The sequence below is a fragment of the Pseudohongiella acticola genome, from assembly GCF_001758195.1.
Lineage (GTDB): Bacteria > Pseudomonadota > Gammaproteobacteria > Pseudomonadales > Pseudohongiellaceae > Pseudohongiella > Pseudohongiella acticola.
The window spans coordinates 1472129-1493788 of sequence record NZ_MASR01000001.1; the positions used below are offsets into that span (position 1 = coordinate 1472129).

At 57.6% G+C, this 21660-nt stretch carries 17 protein-coding genes; 8 read left to right on the forward strand and 9 right to left on the reverse strand.

All coding sequences use genetic code 11. The features are described 5' to 3' along the window. The first annotated feature begins 118 nt into the window (after positions 1–118). From PHACT_RS06175 to PHACT_RS06185, 3 genes are all read left to right on the forward strand, one after another. Positions 119–595 (forward strand): hypothetical protein, encoded by a 477-nt coding sequence (locus PHACT_RS06175; protein WP_083264390.1) that lies wholly within the window; start codon positions 119–121, stop codon positions 593–595. A 109-nt stretch (positions 596–704) separates the two neighbouring features. Then, positions 705–1322, forward strand: a complete 618-nt coding sequence (locus PHACT_RS06180; RefSeq protein WP_070116384.1) for a hypothetical protein — start codon at positions 705–707, stop codon at positions 1320–1322. 28 nt (positions 1323–1350) lie between these two features. Beyond that, the gene (locus PHACT_RS06185; RefSeq protein ID WP_070116385.1) at positions 1351–2847 is read left to right on the forward strand and encodes a PepSY-associated TM helix domain-containing protein; all 1497 of its coding nucleotides are present in this window, start codon (positions 1351–1353) and stop codon (positions 2845–2847) included. Positions 2848–2937: 90 nt separating this feature from the next. Here PHACT_RS06185 and PHACT_RS06190 read toward each other — a convergent pair whose 3' ends face one another. The 3 genes from PHACT_RS06190 to PHACT_RS16315 form a co-directional block, all read right to left on the reverse strand. Then, complete coding sequence (locus PHACT_RS06190) at positions 2938–5115, reverse strand: TonB-dependent siderophore receptor (RefSeq protein WP_070116386.1); 2178 nt, start codon at positions 5113–5115, stop codon at positions 2938–2940. A gap of 127 nt (positions 5116–5242) precedes the next feature. After that, a complete protein-coding gene (locus tag PHACT_RS06195; protein ID WP_070116387.1) occupies positions 5243–6682 on the reverse strand; it encodes a serine hydrolase domain-containing protein in 1440 nt (479 codons plus the stop codon). A gap of 48 nt (positions 6683–6730) precedes the next feature. Next, positions 6731–6922: a hypothetical protein gene (locus tag PHACT_RS16315; protein WP_169819407.1), complete on the reverse strand. Its 192-nt coding sequence runs from the start codon at positions 6920–6922 to the stop codon at positions 6731–6733. Between PHACT_RS16315 and PHACT_RS06200 the strand changes: the two genes are divergently transcribed. Both PHACT_RS06200 and PHACT_RS06205 read left to right on the forward strand, forming a co-directional pair. Continuing rightward, positions 6915–8528 (forward strand): ATP-binding protein, encoded by a 1614-nt coding sequence (locus PHACT_RS06200; RefSeq protein WP_169819408.1) that lies wholly within the window; start codon positions 6915–6917, stop codon positions 8526–8528. The two genes, PHACT_RS16315 and PHACT_RS06200, sit on opposite strands and share 8 nt — an antisense overlap. 14 nt (positions 8529–8542) lie before the next feature. Continuing rightward, a complete protein-coding gene (locus tag PHACT_RS06205) occupies positions 8543–10426 on the forward strand; it encodes a sensor histidine kinase (protein ID WP_139141453.1) in 1884 nt (627 codons plus the stop codon). On the opposite strand, the gene PHACT_RS06210 is transcribed toward PHACT_RS06205, so the two are convergent. The 4 genes from PHACT_RS06210 to PHACT_RS06225 all read right to left on the reverse strand — a co-directional run bounded on the left by PHACT_RS06210 (position 10423) and on the right by PHACT_RS06225 (position 15021). After that, complete coding sequence (locus PHACT_RS06210; RefSeq protein ID WP_070116390.1) at positions 10423–11064, reverse strand: response regulator; 642 nt, start codon at positions 11062–11064, stop codon at positions 10423–10425. The genes PHACT_RS06205 and PHACT_RS06210 overlap by 4 nt on opposite strands. A 239-nt stretch (positions 11065–11303) precedes the next feature. Beyond that, complete coding sequence (locus tag PHACT_RS06215) at positions 11304–13529, reverse strand: NADP-dependent isocitrate dehydrogenase (protein WP_070116391.1); 2226 nt, start codon at positions 13527–13529, stop codon at positions 11304–11306. Positions 13530–13653: 124 nt separating this feature from the next. Continuing rightward, a complete protein-coding gene (locus PHACT_RS06220) occupies positions 13654–14397 on the reverse strand; it encodes a MauE/DoxX family redox-associated membrane protein (RefSeq protein WP_070116392.1) in 744 nt (247 codons plus the stop codon). A 162-nt stretch (positions 14398–14559) separates the two neighbouring features. Next, positions 14560–15021 (reverse strand): methyltransferase family protein, encoded by a 462-nt coding sequence (locus tag PHACT_RS06225; protein WP_070116393.1) that lies wholly within the window; start codon positions 15019–15021, stop codon positions 14560–14562. A gap of 175 nt (positions 15022–15196) precedes the next feature. Between PHACT_RS06225 and PHACT_RS06230 the strand changes: the two genes are divergently transcribed. Beyond that, the gene (locus PHACT_RS06230; protein WP_070116394.1) at positions 15197–17209 is read left to right on the forward strand and encodes a NosR/NirI family protein; all 2013 of its coding nucleotides are present in this window, start codon (positions 15197–15199) and stop codon (positions 17207–17209) included. A gap of 21 nt (positions 17210–17230) precedes the next feature. Here PHACT_RS06230 and PHACT_RS06235 read toward each other — a convergent pair whose 3' ends face one another. After that, the gene (locus PHACT_RS06235; protein WP_139141454.1) at positions 17231–17770 is read right to left on the reverse strand and encodes a hypothetical protein; all 540 of its coding nucleotides are present in this window, start codon (positions 17768–17770) and stop codon (positions 17231–17233) included. Between the two features lie 109 nt (positions 17771–17879). Here PHACT_RS06235 and PHACT_RS06240 point away from each other — a divergent pair, with 109 nt between their 5' ends. Next, positions 17880–18434 (forward strand): MarR family winged helix-turn-helix transcriptional regulator, encoded by a 555-nt coding sequence (locus tag PHACT_RS06240; RefSeq protein WP_083264391.1) that lies wholly within the window; start codon positions 17880–17882, stop codon positions 18432–18434. A 157-nt stretch (positions 18435–18591) separates the two neighbouring features. After that, complete coding sequence (locus PHACT_RS06245; RefSeq protein WP_070116396.1) at positions 18592–19146, forward strand: hypothetical protein; 555 nt, start codon at positions 18592–18594, stop codon at positions 19144–19146. A 31-nt stretch (positions 19147–19177) separates the two neighbouring features. Here the strand turns inward: PHACT_RS06245 and PHACT_RS06250 are convergent, their stop codons facing one another. Beyond that, the gene (locus tag PHACT_RS06250; protein WP_169819409.1) at positions 19178–21424 is read right to left on the reverse strand and encodes a penicillin acylase family protein; all 2247 of its coding nucleotides are present in this window, start codon (positions 21422–21424) and stop codon (positions 19178–19180) included. Positions 21425–21660: the final 236 nt, after the last annotated feature.

The following is a 21660-nucleotide window of genomic DNA, read 5'->3' on the forward strand; positions in this document are numbered from 1 at the left end:
GGTTGACTCCTGCAGTCAGAAAACCCAGAGTATACCTGACGACTCAATACTTCTCGCGCTTTACCCCGGGAGCATTGAGTTTAGCTAAAACTCCAGTCATAACAGGAAGGAGACCGTCATGAAAATGAACACACTTAAAACTTTTGCCCTGCTCTGCTGTTTCTGGCTCAGCCCGGCAACACTGTCAGCCCAGGCAACAGATACCGATGTCAACGCCGAGGCGCTCGACGGCGCCATGGCGGCACTGGATGAGTTCATGGTCGCTTTTAACGGTCGTGACATGGAGGCCTGGGCTGCCACGCTGAATTATCCGCATGTGCGCTTCGCCAGCGGCACGGTGACGGTGTGGCAGAACGCCGAAGAGTTTGCCCGGGAAGCCACGTTTGCCAATCTTGAAGCAATCGGCTGGGACCATTCGCACTGGCTGAGCCGTGAACCGGTGCTGGTATCACCTGGCAAGGTGCATATCCACACGGTGTTTGAACGCTTCAATGGTTTCAACCAGCAGATCGGCACTTACCAGTCGCTGTATATCGTCACGCGCGACGAAGACGGCAACTGGGGTACGCAGGCACGCTCCAGCCTGGCACCGTAACCCTCACCGTGAAAAAGCCTGAGAATGATCCTGCCAGGCCGGCAGCAATGAATTGCAAATAGTAACGATTATCACTACTATTACGCATTTCGCAGCAGGATAACCCGGCATGACCGTCTTTTACTGGCAACACATCAGCGCGTTCTGGGCCGTCGCTGCCACCGGGGTGATGCTGATCGGCATCTGGCTGATTTACCGTTCCTGGCGCTGGCAAAAGCGCGGCGGCTTGCTGCCAGGCTGGGCGCTACTGGCGCTGTCACTGGCAACCTGGAGCCTGGCAGGTGGCACCTGGATTGGCCTGCCCATTGGCGCCTGTGCATTGATGCTACTGGTGCTTGCCTGGATTGCGCTGCAGGGGCAATGGACAACACTCGACCGGGTGCCATCGATCCGATCACCTGCAAACGCTCCGGTTGGCGACAGCACGTTGTCGTCCTCTTCAACTCAGATACCTTCCCTGCCATTACGGGTCTGGCTTCGTGGCGGCGCCCGTGTCCTGGTGGCCGGCCCGTTGGCCGCGGTATTTGCACTGACCACTGGCGTGTTACTGGCACAACTACTCATGGCGGTAGATGCTGACCGTGTTTTTACAGAACGACTGGCAGTGACAGTTATCTGGACCGCAGGCATGGCCTGGGCCAGCATCGCCACCAGACTGCTGCGTCCGACCATGATCATGGCAGGCAGCTCCGCAGCGGCGCTTGGCCTGCTAATGTTAGTACGCTGAGCTCTCAATTATCGACAGGAAGTTCGACATGACCCGTGTAAAAAAACCCGACGCCAATTTTTTCCGGCAGATGTTATCCGGTCACTCGGTGATGGGGTTGACGGCGGCGTTCCTGATGTACGTCATCTGTGTCAGTGGCACGCTGGCGGTGTTTTACAAAGAGTTCTGGCGTTGGGAGCAGCCCACCGCCACCGTCGAAACCATGGAGGTCAACGGTCAACGCATCGAGCAGGCGCTGCGCAACGCCATTGCTGACCTGGGCGCTGATCCTGACGCCGATCTTGGCGAAGCACCTGCCAGAATCGGAATGGACATGCCCACCTCGGACTGGCCACGCATGTCCATCAGTTACGGTGAGCATCGGCGTTATGTCGCCGCTGACGGTTCGCTGCTGGGCGATGTCGAGCGGCCATGGACATCGTTCCTGGCGCGACTGCATTTTGCCCTGAACCTGCCTCTGGAACTGGGCGTGGTGATTGTGGGCATTTTTGGGGTACTGCTGATGGCGCTGATTGTGTCAGGTTTTCTCGCCCATCCGGGCATTCTGCGCGATGCGTTTTCGCTGCGCCTGGCGCGTTCGCGGCAACTGCAGCAGACCGACTTACATAATCGGCTCAGCGTCTGGGCAGCCCCTTTTCACCTGATCATTGCGATCACCGGGGCCATACTTGGGCTCGCGGGCGCCATCAGTCTGGCAACGGCATTGTTGACCTCACCAGATGCGGGCGACCCGGTACCTGCTGACCAGGGCAGCGGAACTCAGGTTGCTACGGCGACAGCAGCACTGCCGGACTTCGATACCATCTGGCGTTCCTTCAGCACACGGTCGCCCAATGACCAGGTGTTTTACCTGACGGTTTATCAGCCTGCTAGCAGCCAACAACGGGTCGAGCTCAACGCCATCCGCCCGGACCGTCTGTTCTGGTCGCAAAGCCATCATTATGCTGCCAACGGCGAGTATCAGGGACCTGGTGGCGGTGATGCTGCCAGCATCGGTGGCCAGATGCAGGCATCTCTGTACCGGCTGCACTTCGGTCATTTTGGTGGCATGCCAGTGAAAATCATGTTCCTGCTGTTGGGCACCGCGCTTTGTGTGGTCACCGTCACCGGTGTCAACATCTGGCTGAGTAAACGCCGCCAGCGCAAACTGCCCACCGACACCATCGACCGGTTATGGCAGGTGAGTGTGTGGGGAACGCTGTTGCTGTTGTCACTGTCGGCGGTGCTGCAACTGGCACTGGGCATACCGCCCATACCGGTTTTCTGGATTGGGCTGCTGGTGCTTGTCGCCACTGCCTGGCGCTGGGGGACGCCAACGTTATGGGCGTGGCGATTGCGACAACTGGGTGGCTTGGTGACAGCACTGGTACCCTTGGTGCACACCCTGCGATATGGACAGGCGGCGTGGCAAGGCGGCAGCCTGAGCATCAATCTGGTGTGGCTGGCACTCGCGGCCAGCCTGTTTATCTTACAGACAACAACAGCCCGATCAGCAGCGAAACAGACACAGCCGGCCGGTAGCTGAGTCAAACCGCTATCTAAGCCAGGCCGGTAACAGAGACAGACGCCCCGGCCACCAGCCTGTGGTTAATGAATCATGAGTTCGTAACAGGACTCAGAAGTCGTAGCGCAGCGTGCCGGTGATGTTGCGCGGCTGGCCGTACTCCAGCTGACTGTAGAAACCAATCTGGCTGTAGTAGGTTTCGTCCAGCAGGTTATCCACGTTCAACTGCGCCGACAGATTGCTACTGATGTCGTAACGCGCCATCAGGCTGACCAGGCTGAACGCGTCCTGCTCCAGGCGATTGGTGGCACCGGTCACCGGGTTGGTGGCGTTCATGTACTCACGCCCCTGCCAGTTGACACCACCGGCAACAGTCAGTCGCTCAAGCGCACCGCCAAACCGGTAGGTGCTGTAAAGTTTCAATAGTTCGCGCGGATTGTCTGTGTTGACATCGTTGCCCGCAGCATCTTCCACATCAAAGCTGGTGTAGCTGAAGCTCAGGTCCCACGCCTGTGTCAGCTGCCCCACCACTTCGAGTTCGTACCCGGTGCTGTTGGCGCCCTCTGCAGCAAAATAGGCCTGGCTGTTATCCGAGCCCGGTACAATGAAGTTGCCGTCGGGCTGACCCAGATCATCCTGCAGAATATCGAATACAGCGACAGTGGTTTGCAGGGCGCCATCAAAAAACAGGCTTTTCAGACCCAGCTCCTGGCTTTCCCCGGTGACCGGATCCAGAAAGTCGCCGTTGCGGTCCTGCAGATTCTGCGGCTGGAAGATCTCGGTATAACTGGCATAAACGGTATGCTGATCATTGAACTCGTATAGCGCGCCAACGTAGGGAATCAGCACGTTGGTGTCGCCAAACGTGCGTGGCGTACCGTAGTAGAGGCCGTCCTGCTCCCAGTCTGCCAGGCGAGCACCGGTAATCACTTTGAACTGCTCGGTCAACGACAGACGCGTTGCCGCGTAGACACCAAATTGTTCGGTGGTGACATCAATGTCTACGTTGCGGGCACCCCACGTCGGCTGTGGGTAACTGCCATCCCAAAGATTGAAGTTACCGACCGGCGCGATGTTAGTACGGGCGCGGGAAAAGGCAATATTGTCTTCATTGTGATCCACGACACCGAAGGTTAACTCATGGCTGCGACCAAACAGCTGATAGTCACCATTGACGTTCAGGCTGATGCTGGTCTGCTCGCGATCGGTATCCGCATTGCGGGGCGACGCTCCCATCCCCAGCCCGGTTTCGCGATCAGGCGTGCCAGACATGTACAGCAACATCTGTTTTGAGGCGTTAACGTTATTGTTCAGGCTGAGCTTGGCGTTCCAGCCATTGCGAAATTGATGAACCACGTCTACGTAATAGTTTTCCACTTCAGAAGACCAGGTGGTCCAGTCGGCACCAATGGTTTTGCTGCGCGCCCAGTCGGTACGCGAGCCATCCGCGTGCCAGGTGGGCAGGCCGCCCCAGGTGGACGCTGTTGGTTCATTGTCCTGATAGGTGGCGCCCACGCGTAACAGGGTCTGGTCAGTGACATCGATATCAACAACACCATAAAGCACTGTCTTGGTATCACCACCCAGATCACGGAAGGAGTCACCATCCTGATAATGTGTCACCACCCGGCCGCGAACGGTGCCACTGGCATTCAGGGCAGTACCAACGTCGGCAGTGACACTGTAATTGTTCCAGCGCCCGGCTGAGGCGCTCAACGAACTGGTAAATTCGCGGCTATTGGCATGTTTGCGCACCAGATTGATGGACGCTGACGGGTTGCCGGCGCCGGTCAGCAGACCGGTGGCACCACGCACCACTTCGACACGCTCGTACAGGCTGGTATCAGACTGGGTTTCACCGGCGTTGTTGCCCGGCTGCCAGTAGATGGGCACACCATCAATCTGATAGTTGTTGACGGAGAAACCACGCGATGAATAGGTGGAACGGGTGCTGTCCTGAGCCCGGGCAGACACACCGGCGGCGTTGTCGACAACATCGGTCAGCGAGCGCAGATTCTGGTCAGCGATACGTTCGGCGGTCATCACGCTCACGGACTGCGGCGTTTCATAAAGACTCAGGCCCAAGCCGGTGGCGGAATCAAGACGCTCGTTGGTGGTGTAACGGCTGGTCACCACAATTTCGTCAACGCCGTCACTAGCGTCGGCATCGCGTTGCGAGGACTGGGCATGGCCAGCACTGGACAGTGCCAGCGTCAGCAGCGAGGCGAATGAAGTGATAACGGCGGCGTGGCCTGAGAGTGGTCCACGCGAAAAACGGGATGCAAACATGGTCTTTATTCCTTGCCAATGTAACGAAAACACGAATGCTATCGATAATCGTTATCGTTTGCAAGAAAAGCGATTAAATTTGGCTTATTGTCTTAATGGCGCTTTCATTGGCCCGTGATCGGATGCACTAGTTGCCCTGATTGACCGCTTTCACCACCTCACGGGTCAGATCCCACTGGCTGAACCCCTGTCGTCCATAATCCAGCCCCCGGCGAACAATCACCAGGTCATGGGACGGCACTACCACGGTGTACTGCCCACGGTTGCCGTTGGTCGAATAGGCGTCTGCCGGAATGTCATCGCGGCCTTCCGGCACCAGCCACCACTGTCCGCCGTACTGACTACCCCGGCCGACTGTTGCTGGGGCTGGCGTACGGGAGAATTCAATCCAGTCTTCAGAGATCAGCCGCTCACCATCCCAGACGCCATTGTTGAGGTAGAGCAGACCAAAGCGGGCCAGGTCGCGGGCGTTGGTATACACCTGACTGCTAAGAATGAAATCACCAAAGCGATCAGTGCTCACCAGGGTGTTGCGCATGCCAATGCGGTCCAGCAATGCTTTGCGTGGGAACTCGGCATAGGTGTTCTCGCCGCCCAGCGCCAGTTTCATGGCATATATCGCCAGCAACGTATCGTAGTTCTCGTAGTCCCAGCGTGTGCCCGGTTCACGGATCAGCGCGCGTGCAAGCGCCCCCTGCACCGAACTGCTGCCGGCCCAATAAGAAAGGCCTGACCCCGTAGCATACTCCATACCGCCATTATCGATACTTTCCAGCCCGGTGCTCATGTTGAGAGCGTGACGCAGAGTGATGTCTCGTCTTGGATCCGAGCCGGCTGAACCGGATTGCGGCAACCAGTCCAGCCCCAGTGGTTCGTCCAGCGCCATCAGCCCCTGATCCACGGTCATACCGATCAATGTCGAGGCAATGCTCTTGGCCGTGGACCAGGTCCGGGTGCGGGTATCCATGTTGATACCGTCGGCGTAACGCTCATGGATAATCTGACCCTGATACACCACAATCAGGCTGAGCGTGTCCTGCTCGGGCGTGGGCCGATTGAAGGCCCAGTCTGACGCGGCCTGCAGCGCCCCGGCATCAATACTGGCCGGTAAGGGTTGCGGCTCAATCAGGTCGCCGTCAGGCCAGGGAATCTGCGCTGGGTCGCCGGCAGGCAGCGGCAAGGTCAGTTCCGGCAGCTCATCGATGTCAGCCAGGGTCTGGTCTGGTGCCAGAATGATGCAGCCGATGCCGTCGCGAAACGCTGCCCGCATCACCGGCACGGCACCGGGTGTGCCAACTTCAACTGCGCGGCGTTCGTAGTCAACATGATAGTCACCGCCCAGCACCGTGCCGATGGGAGCGCGCAAAAATGCCAGTTCCTGACTGAACACCTGTTCCAGTGTGCGCTGGCTGGTGAACAGCCCGTTGCACATGAAAACAGCCTGCTGACCGCGTTGCACCATGGCCCGTTGCGGTGCCCAGTAATCGTAATTCTCGGCCTGCTGGGCAAAACCATCGGCTGACAGCACCAGGCTCAATATCGCGGCTGACATCATGGACCTTTTCATGTGAGTGCTCCTTTCCGGCAAACCTTATTGTCTGTGCAATGCCCCGAGTTATACCAGCCCATTGTCGTTGTGAACAGGTCGTTGTGAACAGATCGTAGTGTACAGATCGTTGTTTACAGTCTGTGCCCGGCCGGGATGGTGTTTACCATTGATCTGGGCGACAATTCTGTCAACCAGGGAATGCGCAGCAGCAAAGGTGAACAGCGCCATGATCAGACTGGCGGTTTTTTTAATGTGCATTTTTTGCCTCGCATCACCCGGCCTTGCCCAGTCAGGCGATGTTGCATGGCAGATATGGGCTGATGCCCAACCTGACTCGCGAACAGCTGCCGACAGCCGGCAGAGAAGCCAGAACCGACAAAGCCTGCTGAGGTCACTGCAGTCGCCGCTCGCGGTGCTGGTGCCCGATGGGCGTGAGCTGTCATCCATCACTCTCAATGGCGAGATCCTTACCCTGGCGATGTTGCCAGCACATAAGGGGCACACCGGCAGCCTATACCTGCTCCCATCTGAAGCAGAGCCCGCCCGCTCGCTGTCCTTGACCGTTAGCACCCCTGCGCCGCCGATACCGGCCGTTCCGGTACTGGTCGGTAACTACAGTGCTCTGCAATCCGTGCTACAGCAGCGCGACATATTATTCTGGCAATTGCCAGCCTGGGCTGCCTACGCCAGTGCGTTTCTGGTGTTGGTGATGTGGCTGGCCTGGTCTGCGCAATTTGATAGCCGGCTGCACCGAACACTGTTCCAGGCGCAACTGACCGCCTGCGTCTATCTGTGCTGCCAGCTGGGCAATTCCGTACTCTGGCTGCTGGCCGGTTACCTGTCCATGGCGGTTTGGGCCTTACTGTTGGTGGCAGTGTTGCTACACAACAGACGTCTCAGCGGTGTGCTGCCTTCGCCAGCGGCGCGTCAGTCCGTTGTGTTCGCGGCGGTGCTGCTGCTGTTGCTGATATTGGTTGATGCGGGGCTCGGGCTGTTTTTCGCTGACGCTGGGCTCGGACTGTATCTCGCTGACGCTGAGCTCAGGCTGTTTCTCGCTGACGCTACGCTCGAGCTGTTCGAACTGAGCCTGGCAGTGCAGCCTGGCATGTATCTGCCACTGCCTGCCGTAGGTCAGGTGGTGATGATTCTTGCAGTACTGTATTTACTGGTGTCGCAGCATGTGAACAATCAGGTTGAGTTGACTCAATTAAACGTCTCACTGGATCAGCGCGTACAGCGGGCCACCGGCGAGCTGGAACGGCGCTACGCGGAAATGAAAGCGGATGCTCTGGATGCTGCCGGCCTGCATGAGCGCAAGGTCATCTTTCAGTCATTGCACGAAGACCTCAGCGACAAATTGCTACACCTGATTTATACTGCCGCCGACGCGGATGCGGAAGAGCTGGCGCGAGCGGCCCTGAAAGATCTGCGGGACACCCGGAATCTGCAAAGCGAGTCGCAGCAGAACCTGGGTGAATTGATGGCAGATGTGCGCAATGAAATCGACACCCGATGCGAGCAGGCGGGTGTCAATCCAGGCTGGCACCTGTCCGACTCCTTATATGCAACAACGCTGACCGCCCTGCAGGCATCCTGTGTTACCCGTACGCTACGAGAAGCACTCAGCAATGTATTAAAACACGCCAGCGCAGCGTCGGTGCAGATTGGCGCGGAGCTGACAGCGGGACAACTACATTACAGTGTCAGTGACGACGGTCACGGCATCCGCCCATCGCCCATGGCCGGGCGTGGTCTTGCCAACATGCAGAACCGCGTGCGTGACCTGGGCGGCTCAATGCAGGTGACATCCTCCAGCGCTGCCGGCACCACCCTCAGCTTCAGCTTACCGGTGGAACAGCCATGAGCGAGGAGACAGCCATGAGCGGAACAACAGCCATGAGCGGGAAGAAAGCCATGAGCCCACTTACTAAAGTCATCAGCGGCCTGTTTGCCGCCCTGATCCTGATCAGCGTGACTCTGGTCTGGCTGCTGACCGCAAACCCCAACTACGTCTTCATCACCGACGCCGACGTTATGGATCCCGCCTCGTATGATTACCCGGATGCCAATGCTCAATGGCGCCCCACGTCACTGCCCCGATCCTGGTCCCGGGACCCACAGCACGACAATGCGTTGGAATATGCATGGTATCGCATTCCATTGCCCGAGGCGGTTCGTGAAAATGGATGGACACAGATTTTGATGCTGCGCCACATCATGAATGTCGAAATCTGGTTGGATCAGCATTACCTGGGTAGCGGCGGACCGGCCTCACCAGACAATCTGCAGCGCAACTGGAACCGCCCGGTGATGTGGCATATTCCTGAAGCGTGGCTAACCGGTGAAAATCAGATGCTGTACTTCCGTCTGCATTCTGTGTCAGATTTTGGCGTCATGAGCCCCTTTTTTATGGGACAGACCGAGGCGTTGCAGCAGCGCTATCGTATCCATCATTTTCTACAGATAGAACTGGTCAAGATCGGTTTAATGGCAATGTTCTTTATAGCCGCCCTGAGTCTGTTTGCGTGGCTGGAAACACAAAACCCGCGCTGGATGCTGACCCTGCTGATGAGTTTAAGCTGGTCGCTGCCCTTGTCCTACATCGTCGCGCCCAGTGTGACTTTCGGGGAGATGAATTTTCTACGCCTGACACACTGGGGCACGGTCACCGGGGCCGTTTGTCTGCTGGCGTTTGTCTATGCATACTACCTCAGCACTCCACTACGACGGTTGCGTTGGCTGGCCCTATTGCCGGTGTTGCACGGCGCCGTATTGATCGCTACACCTAAATTGCAGATTGTTGCTGTGGGCAGTGCCGGGCAACTGCTCCTGCAACTACTGTTTGTGGTCCTGCTGGTGAAACTGTTTCGTCACGGCACAGCACCCAGACGGCAGTTGCTGGCAGTCAGCGCCGGCCTGCTCATCATGCTGTTGGCAGCGCTGCATGACATAACGCTGGTACTGAGCACAGCGACCACCCGATGGCGCTGGGACATGCTGTGGGCCTATATCACCCAACCCGTCATGCTGCTGATTCTGACCTGGCTGGGCCTGGCTGCATTCAAGAAAGGTACATCGGCTCTCAGGAATTTAAACAGACTCCTCCAGACTCGCCTGTCCGCAGCGGAGAACAATATCAAACAGGTTTATGCCGACCAGGAAATACTGGAACGTGAAGTTCGTGTCGCCGCCGAACGCGAGGCAATCTATCGTGACCTGCATGACGATCTCGGCGCCAAGCTGTTATCGCTGGTACTCAAGTCAGAGCGTGGCCCGATCCGCGATCTGGCACGCAGTGCGCTGCAGGACCTGCGCGACATTGTCAGTCGCGTCGCCAACAATGACTCCGTGCTCGCGGCGGCACTGGCCGACAGCATGGCCGAGCATGAGGGCCGGGCCTCCGGTCTGGGCATAGCGTTCGATTGGGATATCGATGCGGCAACAGAGGACCTGATCTGCCATAGCAGCCTGATTCTGAAAATGCGTCTGTTGCTGCGTGAGTTGATCAGCAATACCTTATGGCAGGAGGACGTGCAACGCATCGAATTTGTCGCCCGACTGGATCAACAACAGCTGACACTGCGACTGAGTCATGACGCGCCCACAACAATTGCCTTGTCGCCTTTGCTGCGCAAACGCCTGGCGGCACTGAATGCAACGCTGCAGCCGACATTGCCAGCGCCAGCAGCGCAGCAGGATCTGCCGCATTGCCTGAGCGTTTCATTACCGGTGGTTACAGAACCGGCAGCGGCATCAGCCTAGAAGACATCAACACCGACGATGCCCATGCGAGAGGCCTGCATCGCAGCTTCTGCCCGACTGGAAATATTCAGTTTGCTGTAGATGGTTTTAACATAACCGGCGGCGGTGTGTTTGGAGATATCAAGCATGTCCGCCACTTTCGGAGACGAATAACCCTTGGCAATCAGGCCCAGTACTTCGCGCTCGCGTGCGGTCAACGGCGGGCCTTCCGGGGTTTCCCGTGGCGCAAAAAAAGCCAGCAGATGACGGGCCATGGAGGGTGACAATGGCGGTTGGCCATCGGCAATCTTCTGCAGCATGGTGGTCAGTTCCTGGCGGCCCTGATCTTTCAGCAGATAGCCTGAGGCGCCTGCGCCGAGCGCAGCAAACAAATGCGCGTCATCATCAAAAACACTGGTCACAATCGACATCACTTGCGGGTGATTGCGGTTCAGCGCATCAATCAGATCAATGCCCGATCCGTCGGGTAAACCGATATCCACCAGTGCAATGTCGGGCACCTGTTCAGCTATTTCCCGACGCGCATCCGCCAGCGTTGGCGCAGCCACCACGCTAATGCCGGGGAAGGCATCCTGCAGCGCCGCTCGCAGCCATTCTCTGGCATCCGGCAGATCCTCGACTATCACGCCATATTTCAAAGTTACGCTCCCGGCAGACGCCCACGACCGCTAATATCGTTAATCTTAGCATTTGCGGTAAAAGAAGGCTTTTCGCCCATTAAATGTTTATCGGGCCACCATCTTGGGTAAAAACCTGTCTGACGGCTATCACTGAGGGCGGGGATTGACAAGTGCCGGCAAAAGTGGGAAGAAAAAACGGCCGACACCCTGAGGTGTCGGCCGTCATAACAGCGTTTACAGGCTGGAAAAAGGGAGCTTTACAGTCCGTCCAGCGCCTGGCTCAGTGTTGCCGATGGGCACATGGCCGGCGACACCAGCGCAGCATTGGGCTGGTAATAACCACCGATCTCAACCGGCGAACCCTGCACACCGTTCAGTTCGGCGACAATGTCGGCTTCCTTTTCGTTGAGGAATGTTGCCAGTTTGCCAAAACGCTCCGCCAGATCACTGTCCTTGCTCTGCGCCGCCAGCGCTTCTGCCCAGTACATGCCCAGGTAAAAATGGCTGCCACGGTTGTCGATCTGACCAATGGCGCGGGCCGGTGACTTATCGTTGTCGAGGAACTTGGCGGTCGCCTGATCCAGTGCATCGGCCAGGATCTGTGCGCGCTGGTTATCCGTGCGTTGCGCCAGGTGCTCCAGTGATGCCGCCAACGCCAGGAATTCGCCCAGCGAGTCCCAGCGCAGATAGTTCTCTTCCACGAACTGTTGCACGTGTTTGGGCGCAGAACCGCCAGCACCGGTTTCAAACAGGCCGCCACCGTTCATCAGCGGTACGATGGACAGCATTTTGGCCGAGGTGCCCAGCTCCAGAATGGGGAACAGATCGGTCAGATAGTCACGCAGCACGTTGCCGGTAACCGAAATCGTATCTTCACCATTTTTCATGCGCTTCAATGTATGCCGGGTCGCCTCGTCGGGCGCCATGATCTGGAGATCCAGACCGTCAGTGTCGTGCTCTTTCAGGTAGGCGTTAACCTTCTTGATCAGCTCATTGTCGTGTGCGCGGTTGTTGTCCAGCCAGAACACGGCCGGCATGCCGCTGAGACGCGAACGGGACACAGCCAGTTTGACCCAGTCACGGATGGGCGCGTCCTTGACCTGACACATACGCCAGATGTCGCCTTTCTCGACTTCGTGCGAGAACACGGTATCGCCGGCCTTGTTCAGCACCACTACTGTGCCGGACGCCGGAATTTCAAAGGTCTTGTCGTGTGACCCGTATTCTTCCGCCTTCTGTGCCATCAGGCCAACGTTGGGGCAGGTGCCCATGGTGGCAGGATCGAAGGCACCGTGGTCACGGCAGAAACTGATGGTTTCCTGATAGACACCGGCATAGCAGCGGTCCGGGATCATCGCCAGGGTATCCTGACGCTCGCCCTTGCGGTCCCACATTTTACCGGAATCACGAATCATGGCGGGCATTGACGCATCAATGATGACGTCACTGGGCACGTGCAGGTTGGTAATGCCTTTGTCGGAGTTGACCATAGCCAGTTCCGGCTGGCTGTTGTACACCGCCTGGATGTCGGCTTCGATGGCGGCACGCTGGTCTTCCGGCAGGGTCGCGATTTTCGCGACCACGTCACCAAAGCCGTTGGTGGTATCAACGCCGAGTTTTCTCAGGGTATCGGCATGCTTTTCAAACACCGGCTGGAAAAACACATTAACGGCATGACCGAACATGATGGGGTCGGACACTTTCATCATGGTGGCTTTCAGGTGCAGGGACAGCAAAACGCCCTGCTCTTTTGCAGCCGCCGTTTCTTTGGCAAAAAACGCCTGCAGATCGGCCGCGCTCATGCGAGCCGCATCAATGATCTCGCCGTCCAGCACCTTGACTGATTCGCGCAGCACCTGCTCGCCTGCCACGGTACGGAAAATGATTTTCAGGTCGTCGGCATGCGCAAACGTCATCGACTGCTCGCTGCCGTAGAAATCACCCTGACTCATGTGGGCAACACGGGTTTTGGAATCAGACGACCACTTGCCCATGCGGTGCGGGTGTTTTTTGGCGTAGTTCTTGACCGATGCCGGTGCGCGGCGATCGGAATTGCCTTCACGCAGCACTGGGTTCACCGCAGAGCCCTTGACCTTGCCGTAACGCGCCTGAATGTCTTTTTCTTCGTCAGTCTTGGGCTCAAACGGGTAATCGGGCAGTTTGTAGCCCTGCGCCTGCAGCTCCTTGATGGCAGCTACCAGTTGTGGAATTGAAGCACTGATATTGGGCAATTTGATGATATTGGCTTCCGGCGTCTTGGCCAGCTCGCCCAGCTCCTGCAGGGCATCACCGATGCGCTGATCTTCGTTCAGGTATTCCGGGAAGGTGGCAATAATACGACCCGCCAGGGAGATATCACGGGTTTCCACGGCAACGCCGGCGGCCTTGGTGAAGGAGCGAATGATCGGCAGCAGTGAATAGGTTGCCAGGCGCGGTGCTTCATCCGTTTCAGTGTAGATAATCTTGGCGGTATCAATCGACATAGCTGTTCCTGTTCTTGGTGTCTTGGCGGGAATTTCTGGAAACCACGGATTATAACACTGAAACCGGGCCTAAGTGTGGCAGTCTGTTACCAGTTGCGTGACATTCGCAGAGGCCGGATGCGTACTAACGGACCCACATCCAGACCGCTGCCAGGATCATGAACAGGTTCTCGGTCAGTGACACAAAGCCCAGCGGTACATTGCTGTTACCGCCGACGCAGGCGCATTTAAGCTCCCGTTTGTCGATGTAGACCGCCTTGAATACGGACACGGCGCCTATACCACCAATCAGCAGCGCCACCGGATACACCAGCCAGGCGCTCAGTCCGGCCAGCATGCCGACACCGACATAGAACTCGGCAAAGGGGTAAACATAGGCGTAACGCACCACGCGCATGGCCAGCAGGTCGTAAACGATAAACTGATTGGAGAATGCCGTCAGGTCGCGCAGTTTCTGTATCGCCAGCACACACATGGTGATGGCCACAAACCATTCAAGAACGGGAATAAGCTGCGGCGCACCACGAATGTTCCAGATCAGCGCCAGCGACATGGCAAAGGCGGACACGAAGATGGCCAGCACCGGGACGTAGGTGACGCCCTCTTTTTTCTCGGGCGCCATGCCAAAGTGCTTGCGCAAGGCTTCATAACCACCAATGCGCTGACCATCAATGAATGTCTGAGGCGTGGTGTCGACCTGATGCTCGGCCTTGAACGCGTCCGTCTCTTCGCGGGAGGTCAGATGCCGGTCATCGACCTGATAACCCTTGCGTTTGAGCAGGTCCAGCGACTTGAGCCCGAACGGGCACAGGTGTTTGTCCATCACCATTCGGTGCAGGGTTGCGGTGTGCTCCTTGTTGTCAGCCATATGCCCTCCTTCCTCGTTGCTGAACCAGCAGCTGAACCAGCAGCTGAATTGTCCGCCGAGCTGTCTGATGCACCGCTCGTTGACAGATTTCTGCCTGATCACGACACAAAAACCGTAACATATCGGCCGCAGGCGCTCAAAAACCGTGATTAAAAGCGGTGTTTAAAGCCAGCGCCGGACCTGTGCCTGATAGGCCTCAAATTCGGCTCCAAACTTTTCCAGCAATACCCGTTCTTCCGGTTCAATCTGATAACGACTGATAAAACGCACAAACAGCGCCAGGCCCAGATAGGCGGTGATGTCAGCTAGGTACAGCGCCACCCCGAGCAGTACGATTGCCATCCCCAGATACATGGGGTTGCGGGTACGCTGGTAAATACCACCGGTGACCAGACGCGAGGTCTGCTCCGGGTGCAGTGGATGAACGGTGGTGTGGGCGCGGCGGAAGGCGTTCGCCCCCAGACTGGCCACCGCGATCCCGACCAGTGCCAACGCGATCGCCAGCGGCAATACCCAGGCTGCCGTCAGCCAGCTTAACGGATAAAAACCCTGCATGTACCACATCAGCAAAACACACAACAGTGCGACCAGGGGTGGCGGTATTTTTAACTCCAGCGATTTCATGGTCATCCTTCTGTTGATTTGACGAGGGTGGTTTGCCTGTGGACGGTGCCAATGTGACATTTTGTCTCACAATCAGGCTGCCCGCTACCGCTCGCGACAGACGGCGGTTATAGTAAGACCTGAATAACAAAGCCGGAACCGCAGGCCCGAGACTCACCACAGGATAATACACCACATGTTTGCCAACCGATTGTATGCCGTTGTCATGGCGCTGACCATGATGCTGACGGCAGGTTCTGCCCAGGCCCAGCCACCACGCCAGCCCGTTGAAGGCAACCCGGTTCGCACACCCTACTCCACCGATGTGCAACCGGAATGGTTAACGCAGGTGATGCCGGCAGCCGATTCATTCTCCGACAAACAGGGAGAGCCGCCCGTCTACGAAGCGTTTCAGGCAACCGACAACGGTGGTCGGGAACTGGTTGGTTATGTTTTTCTGACCGCGGATGTGCCACCGGAAGAGCGTGGTTTCAGCGCTCCGATCCCGATGCTGGTGGGTATGAACCTGAACAATGAACTCACCGGCATGAAGATCCTCAGCTATGTTGAATCCTATTCCAGTACACTGGGCGACTTCCTTGCCGACCCGGTGTTTCAGGGTCAGTTTGCCGGGAAATCGATTGCCGATGACTTTCGCCTCAACAGCGATATCGATGGCATTACCGGCGCCACCGTGAGCACCTTTGCCATTACCCGCGGCATTCGCGAAGCCGCGCGCCGCGTTGCCGGTGCCTATAACGGCTTTACCCCGGGCTCAGCACTGGAGCGAGCCCGGCACGCAAAAATTCTGGAAGAAATGCAGCAGTCCAGCTGGGATGATCTGGTTGAGCAGGGCGTCATCAAGCAGATCAGCATGACACTGCCGGCAGGTGAAATCCTGACGCTGACCTTCATCTATATGGGCCACCCGGCGCTGGGTGAATATTTAATTGGTAACACCGCCTACGCGCGCGCCGAGCGTGATGCCAGCGCCCGACTGGGCGGCAACCAGATGATCCTGATGGCTGTGGGCGGTGATGGTTTTCAGCAATTCCGGCAGGACCGCTTGCAGTTGCAGCAGGGCGATCTGCCCATGCGACGCCTGACCGCCAATCTGCTGGTAACTGCCGGCAATGCTGATGCAGGCCTGATCGCCGACCGCGCTGAATTTGCCGGTGCCATTGTGCTGGATGATCGTTACGACCTGTCACAGCCCATCAATATCTTTTATCAGCCACTGGGCAGCCTGGAGCCTTACGAGCTGCAATATGAAATCCTGGGCCTGGGGCAGCGCCTGGCCAGTGGCGAGGCGCTACTCAGTGAGGCGGAAATTGAGCGTATCATCCGCCAGGAAAACAGTGCCCTGCATCAGTTTCTCAATGATCCGCCGTGGGGTGTGACGCCCTGGAACGAGGTCGCCATGCTGCTGCTGATCTTTGCCCTGGTGCTTATTGCCTTTTTCCGCAAGGACGCACGTTGGCGCTGGGCGGCACTGACACTGGTGATGGTCTACCTGGGCTTCATGAAGGCTGGTTTTCTGTCGGTGGCGCATATTACCGGCGTCATGCTGCAGGGGCCGGGTTTTCTGCTCAGCAACCTGCCGCTGCTGATGATCGTGGTGTTCACCGTGGTTACCACACTGATCTGGGGTCGCCTGTTCTGTTCATCGCTGTGTCCGTTTGGCGCCGTGCAGGACTTCATTACCCGTTTTTCACCGCGGCGCTGGCGCGTAAAAGTACCGCAGAAATGGCACGATGCCGGCATTTACCTTAAATACGGCTTCCTGGCCGTCATTATCGGTGCTGCGCTGTTTGCCAATAACGTTGGCATATTCCAGTATTTTGAGCCCTTTGGCACCCTGTTTTTCCTGAGCGGATCCATACTGCTGTTTGCCATTCTGGCGGCGATTCTGGCCGCCTGCGTGGTTGTGCCCCGCTTCTATTGCCGATACGCCTGCCCGCTGGGTGCAGCACTGGGCGTGGTGTCGTTTGTCAGCCCGCTTCGTATCAAGCGTGTGCCGCAGTGCACTGTGTGTACCGTCTGCGAACACGCCTGTCCGACGGGCGCGATCCGTCGCGAGAACATCGACTTCAAGGAATGTGTGCGTTGCGATATCTGCGAACGCAAACTGATCGACAAGGCCGGTTCATGCCGTCACGACATGAGCAAAATCATTGTGCGCCACAAGGAACTGAAAGCAGCGCCGTAAGCGCTGCCTACAATCCAACACTCAGTCCAGCACAATGGGCAGGCGCTCGGTATAACGGGCGTCATTGATGCGCGCTGGCGCCAACTCACCGGCCAGCAGGCGCTCGACGTCATCGGTAATCAAGGCGATGGCGTCAATGCGCACTTCAGGATCCAGCGCCGCCACCATGACACCGCCCCACAGGCTGAGCATCCGCGTATCGATAATCCGCTCGTCATTGTCCTTGGCCCACTCGGCTGCAATCAATACGCCCAGGTTGTCACGCATCTCCGCCACCTGCTCGCTCTGCTGCGGACTCAGATCGCTGAGCACTACCGGTGTCATGTCGTTCCAGCCCGTTGCCATCATTTCCCAGCCTTCGTAGAAACGCACAACCCAGGTCAGGTACTCAACATCGGACTGCTGTGCCTGATTGTCCAGATCCTGCTGATAGGCCTGCAGGAAAATTGACTGCTCTGGTACTGTCTCCGGCCATTCACTGAGCACGCGCGAACTGGCACAGCCAGCCAGCATCAGCAAACACAGCACGATCAGGGGTATACGACAGCGAGGTAAACGCACAAACACTCTCCAACAGACGGTTGATTCAATTGACGACTATCGCCATTATAAGCAAATCGAGCGCGCATGCGAGACGCCGCGCCAAACCCGACAGGATCCAGCCCGCGCCATGACCCGATCAACCACCAAGTCTGCAACAACAAAAACCTCAGTTGCCACGGCGGCGAAGAATACCGTTAAGCGCGCAGCGAAGCCCAAACCCTCCGGGCCCACTCAGACTGACAGCCAGCAGGACGATGCGGATCTGCATCTGCGCCTGGACAATCAGCTGTGTTTTCCGCTGTACGCCGCCTCGCGCCTGATCACCCGGCTGTACCAGCCTTTCCTGGACCCGCTGGGCCTGACCTACCCGCAATACATTGTGCTCATGATCCTGTGGGAAGACGCTCCCTGCACGGTCTCTCATATCGGCAAGCGCGCCTTGCTGGCGACCAACACAGTGACGCCCCTGCTGAAGCGCCTGGAAGTCATGGGTTATATCGAACGTACCCGAAATCCGGATGACGAGCGCGTGGTGACGCTGTCCCTGACCCGCAAAGGCAAGCGTCTGAAACAGCAATGCGCCTGCATTCCACGGAAAATGTTTGAACGTGCCGGCTACCCTCTGGAAGAAGGCATCAAACTGAAACAGCAACTGGATGACCTGATCAGACACCTGCAGTGAAGGCGGCAGCGACCGCAAGCCAGACACGCTTCACCGCAACGCATTGCGATTTTATATCGCGCGCGATATTATCGCCTGCAACTATCGCCTGTGATAATCACCCACAACATTATTGAGCGATCACGCAGCACCATAACTCACCATGAGGGAAACCAGCATGAAAAAAACATTTTCCGGACGCACACGACTGGCTATCGGCGTTGCCGCCATTGCCGTGACCACGGGCCTGGGTGTCAGCCAGTTGATGGCGCAATCAAGCCAGCCCATTGAAGTCACTGCCGACACCTTTGACTGCCTGACCGAGATGACAGCGGTGCGTGGTTTTTTTGTCGACAACCTGCTGGGCGATCTGGACGCCACCGTTGCTGCGGCCAATGCTGCTGAGGGCGCGCCCTACCCGGTTGGTTCCGTGGTGCAACTGGTGCCGACTGAAGTCATGCTCAAGCAACCCGAAGGCACCAGCCCGGCGACCAATGACTGGGAGTTTTTTGAACTCAACGTCAGCCCGGAAGGTTCGGAGATTGCTGTCCGTGGTTTTACCGATGTGGTTAACCGCTTTGGCGGCAACTGCCTTGATTGTCACATCAAGGCAGAGCCACAGTGGGACATGGTCTGCGAAACTGGCCACGGTTGCGATCCGTTGCCGCTGAGCCGCGAAATGCTGACCGGCATCCAGCAGGCAGACCCGCGCTGCCGCGCGCCTGAAGTCTGAGCGCTGGCATCAGCAACCGTGAACGCTGGCACTACTCTCGCAGTGTCAGCGTCTGCAGGGCCGGGTCTGCCAGAATGTCTTCTTCATAAAATGGCAGATCCAGCCACTGGCTCTGTGAGTACAGCCTGGTCTGATCAGCATAGTGCTCAGAGCGCGGATCTTCGGACTGTGAATAACTCAGAATGGCACGCGCATCGACACGGCCCGCTTCATCCCAGCTGATCACCTGCATGTAGCTGTTGCCGTGCAGAATGGGCGTGTAGGCGTTCGCTTCCGGATTAAACCGAGCGGTGATCACGCTCCACATGCCGGTACCACCATCACCGCCAGGTATCGGTATCTGTTCATCATTTCGGGTTTCATACTGCAGTGAGCCCAGCGTCGCATCCAGAGCAATGCCTTTGCTCTGGAAAAACGTTTGTGAGTGCGCCAGTGCCTGCAACAGTCCGCTGCGCACCTCAGGACGGGATACCGCCAGCTGACGCGGTGTATTGACCGGGTCAGCTGCATCAAACGGCACCACGTAACGATCATCGATTCGCGCCGCCTGACGCCAGAACTCGCGCCAGACATGGGCGCCCCGGCTGTCAATGTCATCGCGACGGTCCCAGTTGGCCAGTGCCTCGCACGCGGGTGTCACGTCAACACCGACCTCGTCCAGCATGACCGGTTCACTGTTGTCAGCGCACAGCGCCAGCACGTCATCCAGAAACTGTTCGGCACCAAAATGGCGGTGGCTGAACAACATGTCCTGAATATCCTGCGGCCCCATTTTGTCGCCATCAGCCAGTGCCTGCTCGATAAACGTCAGCCCAGCGCGTGTCCGCAGACTGGCTGTGCTGCGTTCAGATCCGATAATGGGCGAATAACCTTCCAGCGGCTCGCGCGGTGTCGACAGCCAGTAGCTGTCATTGGCATTGTGTACATAATCGTCACGCCGGATACGCGGCATATTGTCGGCCGGCATGGCGCCAGGTATCTCTGATTCATCGGCCTGATACCACTCGCACACGGGGCTGCTGCCGTTGAGCAAGACCACGCGCGAAGGAACATTGTCGGCACCAACACGGCAGGTTTCAATCAGCTCACTGTCAACATTGGGGACCACGCTGATGTCGGCATAAAACGCGGTACCATCAGAGTCAGCTGCAATGGTATTGGTCCACGAGACGCCCTGCAGACTCAGCGCCGCTTCCACCTCGTCAATGTTCTGCGCCTTGTTCAACGCATCATAGGTATCGGCTGATCTGTCGTTGTACAGATTGACGTCGCGAATGGCAAAAGCCATGGTGTCGGTCCATGGCAATTGATTGGACACCACCATCGGGCCGTAGTGACTCATGTAGACATCACGCGCCACCATGCTCACACCGCCTTCCTGATTGGTGACCGGCACTTCAATGCTGACCCTTTCCATATCACGGTATTCATCGCCATAGCGGTAGCGCGTGGGATTCTCCGGATCCAGCTCCAGCGCATAAACTGTGGAGCGCATACCGGTCGAAACAGTGTGCGTCCATGCCACGTTGTGATTGAACCCGATGGCAACACGGTTGGTTGTGTACAGGCTGACGCCCATCACATCCACTTCACCGGGAATGGTGGTGTGAATCATGTGAAAGCGCGAAGAGCCCTGCCAGGGATAATGCGGATTACCCAGCAGCAGTCCACGACCTGATTCAGTCACCGCGCGGCCCATGGCGACAGCGTTGCTGCCAATGCCGGCTTCAATATCAAAGTTGCTATCGACACTGGCCACTGTTGCGCCGGGCGGTGCTGCGTTCGCCATTTCGCGCTGAAACAGACCCAGACCATAACGAATGCCAACACCGATGGTCAGTTTATCGACATCCAGTTCGGAGATGCTGCGCACCCAGTCGGCGCCAGCACAGGCCGGCGGCAGGTCGTCACCGTGTTCTGCCAGGTAGCGGTTATAGCCGGCAACGTAACCGGCTGAGAACGCGATGGTTTTGTCCTCCTGGTCCGCACGATAGCCATCAATCATGTCGGCATCCAGTACCGCCCGGTGGAATATATCGCTCTCCATGTTGCCACCGGCCTCACCAAAGTTGCGAGACAAGTCGCCGTTGACCATCAACACGTCACGGGCAATGGTGCAGACGGCATCGCGCGCCGTTGCGTAAGCGAAGCCATATCCCAGGCTGCCCCAGTCGTCGGCTTTCACATGCGGGATACCATAACCGGTCCAGCGAATATCAGTCTCATACTGATAGTTGGCCTGCGCCGTCGCCGGCGCATCAGATGGCGTTGATGACATCTGCGCGGGTTCCGAACAGGCGCTGAGGACAAGGAAGGAGGACACGAGCACTGAGGTGACGGGGAGCACTGACTGAGGCATTGTTATTCTCCGATAGGGGGTGTCTGGGGTTCAGCATAGAAGCCGTTGACAGGGTTGTCAAAACAATCCCCCAGGCTACGATGCTGTCGCCAGCGAGAGTCATTGTCAGTGCGCCGCAAACAGGCTACGCTCAATGCCTTCAATGTCGTGGAGAC

Excerpts from the sequence above, each read along its gene's own strand:
- PHACT_RS06175 (WP_083264390.1), top strand. The coding sequence starts at position 119 with ATGAAAATGAACACACTTAAAACTTTTGCCCTGCTCTGCTGTTTCTGG.
- PHACT_RS06180 (WP_070116384.1), top strand. The coding sequence starts at position 705 with ATGACCGTCTTTTACTGGCAACACATCAGCGCGTTCTGGGCCGTCGCT.
- PHACT_RS06185 (WP_070116385.1), top strand. The coding sequence starts at position 1,351 with ATGACCCGTGTAAAAAAACCCGACGCCAATTTTTTCCGGCAGATGTTA.
- PHACT_RS06190 (WP_070116386.1), bottom strand. The coding sequence starts at position 5,115 with ATGTTTGCATCCCGTTTTTCGCGTGGACCACTCTCAGGCCACGCCGCC.
- PHACT_RS06195 (WP_070116387.1), bottom strand. The coding sequence starts at position 6,682 with ATGAAAAGGTCCATGATGTCAGCCGCGATATTGAGCCTGGTGCTGTCA.
- PHACT_RS06200 (WP_169819408.1), top strand. The coding sequence starts at position 6,915 with ATGTGCATTTTTTGCCTCGCATCACCCGGCCTTGCCCAGTCAGGCGAT.
- PHACT_RS16315 (WP_169819407.1), bottom strand. The coding sequence starts at position 6,922 with ATGCACATTAAAAAAACCGCCAGTCTGATCATGGCGCTGTTCACCTTT.
- PHACT_RS06205 (WP_139141453.1), top strand. The coding sequence starts at position 8,543 with ATGAGCGGAACAACAGCCATGAGCGGGAAGAAAGCCATGAGCCCACTT.
- PHACT_RS06215 (WP_070116391.1), bottom strand. The coding sequence starts at position 13,529 with ATGTCGATTGATACCGCCAAGATTATCTACACTGAAACGGATGAAGCA.
- PHACT_RS06220 (WP_070116392.1), bottom strand. The coding sequence starts at position 14,397 with ATGGCTGACAACAAGGAGCACACCGCAACCCTGCACCGAATGGTGATG.
- PHACT_RS06225 (WP_070116393.1), bottom strand. The coding sequence starts at position 15,021 with ATGAAATCGCTGGAGTTAAAAATACCGCCACCCCTGGTCGCACTGTTG.
- PHACT_RS06230 (WP_070116394.1), top strand. The coding sequence starts at position 15,197 with ATGTTTGCCAACCGATTGTATGCCGTTGTCATGGCGCTGACCATGATG.
- PHACT_RS06240 (WP_083264391.1), top strand. The coding sequence starts at position 17,880 with ATGACCCGATCAACCACCAAGTCTGCAACAACAAAAACCTCAGTTGCC.
- PHACT_RS06245 (WP_070116396.1), top strand. The coding sequence starts at position 18,592 with ATGAAAAAAACATTTTCCGGACGCACACGACTGGCTATCGGCGTTGCC.
- PHACT_RS06250 (WP_169819409.1), bottom strand. The coding sequence starts at position 21,424 with ATGTCATCAACGCCATCTGATGCGCCGGCGACGGCGCAGGCCAACTAT.